This window comes from Thiobacillus sp. (assembly GCF_024708915.1).
On record NZ_JANJXQ010000124.1, the window covers coordinates 1 to 4615 of the forward strand.

At 60.0% G+C, this 4615-nt stretch carries 9 protein-coding genes and 1 pseudogene; all 10 read right to left on the minus strand.

Going from position 1 to position 4615, the window contains the following annotated elements:
- Nucleotides 1-94 (minus strand): annotated as a pseudogene (locus Q0L94_RS08955) (30S ribosomal protein S17); the annotation flags it as partial.
- Entirely contained in the window at nucleotides 91-285 is a 195-nt protein-coding gene (gene rpmC / locus Q0L94_RS08960; protein ID WP_296752643.1) for a 50S ribosomal protein L29, read from the minus strand. The pseudogene Q0L94_RS08955 and the gene rpmC, both read right to left, overlap by 4 nt.
- A 3-nt stretch (nucleotides 286-288) precedes the next feature.
- On the minus strand, nucleotides 289-705 hold the full coding sequence (rplP, locus tag Q0L94_RS08965; protein ID WP_018079508.1) for a 50S ribosomal protein L16: 417 nt from the start codon (nucleotides 703-705) through the stop codon (nucleotides 289-291).
- Nucleotides 689-1393 (minus strand): 30S ribosomal protein S3, encoded by a 705-nt coding sequence (gene rpsC / locus Q0L94_RS08970; RefSeq protein WP_296752646.1) that lies wholly within the window; start codon nucleotides 1391-1393, stop codon nucleotides 689-691. Before rpsC ends, rplP begins: the two co-directional genes overlap by 17 nt.
- A gap of 9 nt (nucleotides 1394-1402) precedes the next feature.
- Nucleotides 1403-1732, minus strand: coding sequence for a 50S ribosomal protein L22 (gene rplV, locus Q0L94_RS08975; protein ID WP_296752650.1), 330 nt, complete (start codon nucleotides 1730-1732; stop codon nucleotides 1403-1405).
- Nucleotides 1733-1742: 10 nt separating this feature from the next.
- Complete coding sequence (gene rpsS, locus Q0L94_RS08980) at nucleotides 1743-2018, minus strand: 30S ribosomal protein S19 (protein WP_018079505.1); 276 nt, start codon at nucleotides 2016-2018, stop codon at nucleotides 1743-1745.
- A gap of 15 nt (nucleotides 2019-2033) precedes the next feature.
- Nucleotides 2034-2861: a 50S ribosomal protein L2 gene (gene rplB / locus Q0L94_RS08985; RefSeq protein ID WP_296752653.1), complete on the minus strand. Its 828-nt coding sequence runs from the start codon at nucleotides 2859-2861 to the stop codon at nucleotides 2034-2036.
- Nucleotides 2862-2872: 11 nt separating this feature from the next.
- Nucleotides 2873-3178 carry a 50S ribosomal protein L23 gene (gene rplW, locus Q0L94_RS08990; protein WP_018079503.1) on the minus strand — a complete coding sequence of 102 codons (306 nt, stop codon included), beginning with the start codon at nucleotides 3176-3178 and terminating at the stop codon, nucleotides 2873-2875.
- Nucleotides 3178-3795, minus strand: coding sequence for a 50S ribosomal protein L4 (gene rplD / locus Q0L94_RS08995; protein WP_296752659.1), 618 nt, complete (start codon nucleotides 3793-3795; stop codon nucleotides 3178-3180). Before rplD ends, rplW begins: the two co-directional genes overlap by 1 nt.
- Entirely contained in the window at nucleotides 3795-4439 is a 645-nt protein-coding gene (gene rplC, locus Q0L94_RS09000; RefSeq protein ID WP_296752661.1) for a 50S ribosomal protein L3, read from the minus strand. Before rplC ends, rplD begins: the two co-directional genes overlap by 1 nt.
- Nucleotides 4440-4615 lie beyond the last annotated feature (176 nt).

Sequence of the window (4615 nt, forward strand, 5' to 3'; positions counted from 1 at the left end):
CGCGACGCTCGACCAGCACCGTCACCGTCTTGTTCATCTTGTCGCTCACCACACGCCCTGTCAGCGTGCGAACCATTTTCTTGACTTCAGTCATGCTTGACCCGCCTTCTCGCGCATAATGGTCTTGACCCGGGCAATATCACGGCGCAACTTGCCCAGGTCGGCAGTTTTGTTCGACTGCTGGGTGGCCACCTGCATACGCAGTGCAAAGTGGGCACGCAGCAGGGATTCGAGTTCCTGCTTCAGTTCTGCGGTATTCTTTCCGCGCATTTCTTGTGTATTCATCACTCAGCTCCCGATCATGCGGGTAACGAAGGTGGTTGCGATCGGCAGCTTCGCAGCCGCCAGGCGGAAAGCCTCGCGTGCCAGCTCTTCGTTCACCCCATCCATCTCGTACAAAACCTTGCCGGGCTGAATTTCAGCGACGTAATATTCCGGCGCGCCTTTTCCGTTACCCATCCGCACTTCGGCAGGTTTACGTGAAATCGGCTTGTCCGGAAAAATACGGATCCAGATGCGGCCGCCGCGCTTGATGTGGCGCGTCATTGCACGACGCGCCGCCTCAATCTGGCGCGCAGTCAGACGGCCGCGGCCGACCGCCTTCAGACCGAAGTCGCCAAAACTCACGTTGGCGCCACGAGTCGCCAGTCCGGTGTTACGGCCTTTCTGTTCCTTGCGGAATTTCCTTCTAGCTGGCTGCAGCATGTTTCACTCCTGATTTCTTGCCGCGCTTTTCCTGATCGGCTGCCGCAGGCTGCTCGCCGCGGTTGAGCGCATCGCCTTTGTATACCCAAACCTTGATGCCGATGATGCCGTAGGTGGTCTTGGCTTCGGCAAAACCATAATCGATTTCTGCGCGCAAGGTGTGCAGCGGCACACGGCCTTCACGGTACCACTCGGTGCGGGCGATCTCCGCCCCGTTCAGGCGACCGGAGCTCATGATCTTGATGCCTTGCGCACCCAGACGCATGGCATTTTGCATGGCACGCTTCATGGCACGGCGGAACATCACGCGCTTTTCAAGCTGCTGGGCGATGCCGTCGGCAACGATCTGCGCATCGGTTTCCGGCTTGCGCACCTCTTCGATATTGACATGCACAGGTACCGACATCAGGCGCGAAAGCTCACCGCGCAGGACTTCGATGTCCTCGCCTTTCTTGCCGATCACCACGCCAGGACGGCCGCTGAAAATCGTGATGCGTGCATTCTTCGCGGGACGCTCGATCAGCACTTTGGAGACCGAAGCGTGCGCCAGTTTCTTCTTCAGGTAGTCGCGGACCTTGATGTCTTCCAGCAGCGTGCTGGAGAAATTGCGGTTCGAACCGTACCACTTGGCCGTCCAGATGCGCTGAACACCAAGACGGAATCCAATCGGATGTATTTTTTGTCCCATGGCGCTTCCTCAATCCCCGACCGTCACGCTAATGTGACAGGTCGGTTTGCTAATACGGTTGCCGCGGCCTTTGGCGCGGGCGGTAAAACGCTTCAGCACCGAACCCTGGTCAACGCAGATCGTTTTGACTGTCAGAGTGTCGATGTCCGCACCTTCATTGTGCTCGGCGTTGGCAATCGCCGACTCAAGCACTTTCTTGATGATGCCGGCGCCTTTTTTCGGGCTGAAGGCCAGGATGTTCAATGCCTTCTCCACGCGCAGGCCGCGGATCTGGTCAGCGACCAGACGGCCTTTCTGGGCGGACAAGCGGGTACCACGCAAAATCGCAGAAACTTCCATCATGCGCTCCTTATTTCTTCGCCTTCTTGTCCGCAACGTGTCCTTTGAAGGTACGCGTCAGGGAAAACTCACCCAGCTTATGGCCGACCATGTTCTCGGTCACGAACACCGGAACATGCTGGCGGCCGTTATGCACCGCAATCGTCAAGCCGATGAAATCGGGCAACACGGTGGAGCGGCGCGACCAAGTCTTGATCGGGCGCTTGTCATTGGAGCCGCGAACGGCCTCAATCTTTTTCAGCAAATGCCCATCGACGAAGGGGCCTTTTTTAATTGAACGTGCCATATCTTTCTACCTCAATCAGCGCGCTTGACGGCGGCGGACGATCATGTTGGAGGTGCGCTTGTTGCTGCGGGTGCGATAACCCTTGGTCGGCGTACCCCACGGACTGACCGGATGGCGGCCAGCCGCAGTCCGGCCTTCACCGCCGCCATGCGGGTGGTCAACCGGGTTCATCACGACGCCGCGGACTGTCGGGCGAACACCGCGCCAGCGGTTGGCACCCGCCTTGCCGATCGAACGCAGGCTATGCTCTTCATTGCCCACCTCGCCCAGCGTGGCACGGCAATCAACGTGAACCTTGCGGATTTCACCGGAGCGCAGCCGCAATTGGGCATAACTGCCCTCGCGTGCCTGCAGCTGGACCGACGTGCCCGCAGAGCGCGCAATCTGCGCCCCCTTGCCCGGCATCATCTCGACGCAGTGCACCGTGCTGCCGACCGGAATGCTGCGTAGCGGCATGCAGTTGCCCACCTTGATCGGCGCCTCGGCGCCGCTCACCAACTGTGCGCCGACCTGAACGCCGCGCGGCGCAATGATATAGCGGCGCTCGCCATCGGCGTAACAGAGCAAAGCCAGATGCGCGGAACGGTTGGGGTCATACTCCAGCCGTTCAACCTTGGCCACGACGCCATCCTTGTTGCGGCGGAAATCAACCACGCGGTAGTGCTGCTTGTGACCGCCGCCTTTGTGGCGCACCGTGATATGGCCATGGTGGTTACGGCCGGAGCCGCGCTTCTGCGGTTCGAGCAGCGCCGCGACCGGCTTGCCCTTATGCAGCCCCGGGGTGACGACCTTGACGACTGCGCGACGGCCGGCAGAGGTGGGTTTGACTTTAATCAATGCCATGATTTTCTTCCTTACTGACCGGACGCGAAATCGATGTCCTGACCCGGCTTCAGGGTGACATACGCTTTCTTCCAGTTGTCGCGGCGGCCCGTGACACGACCGGTGCGCTTGATTTTGCCCTTGACGTTCAGCACCTGCACACCCGCAACCTCAACCTTGAACAGGCTCGCAACCGCCGCTCCGATTTCCTGCTTGGTCGCGTCGGGCAACACGCGAAACACCACTTGATTCTGCTTGTCTGCAACACGCGTACTCTTTTCGGAGATCACCGGCGCGAGAATGACTTTGAGCAGACGCTCCTGACTGATCGCACCCATCACACCATCTCCTCAAACTGCTTGACCGCCGCCTTGGTGATCAGCACGTTGCCAAATTTGACCAGGCTCCACGGATCAGCCTGATGCGGCTCGACCACGTAGACGTTCGGCAGGTTGCGCGACGACAGCCACAGGTTGTCGTCCACGCTGTCCGCAATGATCATGACCTTGCCATAGCCCATTGATTTCAGCTTGCCGGCCAGCAGCTTGGTTTTGGGCGAATCGACGCCCAGACTCTCCACCACCTTGAGCTTGCCTTCACGCGCCAGCTGCGACAGGATGGTTGCGAGGCCCGCGCGATACATTTTGCGGTTCACCTTGTGGGTGAAATTCTCGTTCGGCTTGTTCGGGAAAGTGACGCCACCCCCGCGCCAGATCGGGCTCGAGGTACGGCCGGAACGCGCACGGCCGGTGCCTTTTTGACGCCACGGCTTATGCGTCGACGCACTCACCTCGGCACGCGTCAGCTGCGCGCGGTTACCGCTGCGCGCGTTCGCCTGGAACGCCGTCACCAGCTGATGCACCAGCGCCTCGTTATAATCGCGACCGAAGGTTTCATCGGAAGCCGCAACGCTGGTCACCTGCTGACCCTGCTCGTTAATGACAGCCAAATCCATCAGGCACCCCCTTTCACAGCCGGGCGCACCACCACGTGCCCGCCTTTGGCGCCCGGAACAGCACCTTTCAACAAGACCAGTCCGCGCTCCGAATCGACGCGCACGACCTCCAGATTCTGCTTGGTACAGGTCACCGCACCCATATGGCCCGACATCCGCTTGCCCGGGAACACGCGGCCCGGATCCTGCGCCATACCGATGGAGCCCGGCACGTTGTGCGAACGCGAGTTGCCGTGCGTCGCACGCTGGGAACTGAAATTGTGGCGCTTGATGGTGCCGGCAAAACCCTTGCCCTGCGTCACCCCGGTAACGTCCACCTTCTGCCCGGCCTGGAACAACTCGACCGACACTGCGGTACCCGGCTGATACTGCGAGGCGACATCCGCCGACACGCGGAACTCGCGCAGCAGTTCGCCTGCGTCGACGCCCGCCTTGGCGTAATGACCCGCTTCCGACTTGTTGACACGGCTATTGCGGCGGGATCCAAAGGCCACCTGCACAGCGGAATAACCGTCATTTTCTGGCGTGCGCACCTGCGTCACACGATTGTTTGACATTTCCAGCACAGTCACCGGAACGGACGCGCCGTTCTCGGTGAAAATGCGGGTCATGCCGACCTTGCGGCCAACGAGCCCGATACTCATCTTTGTATTTCCTATCTCAAGCCGGCGACAGAGAGCCGCGAGCGAGGGTTGTAGGTGCCGATTACAATTGACCGGCGACTTGGTACAGCTGAAGGGGCGGCATTATATCCATGCCGCCCGCTTTTTACAACTTGATTTCGACGTCGACGCCAGCAGGCAGATCCAGCTTCATTAGT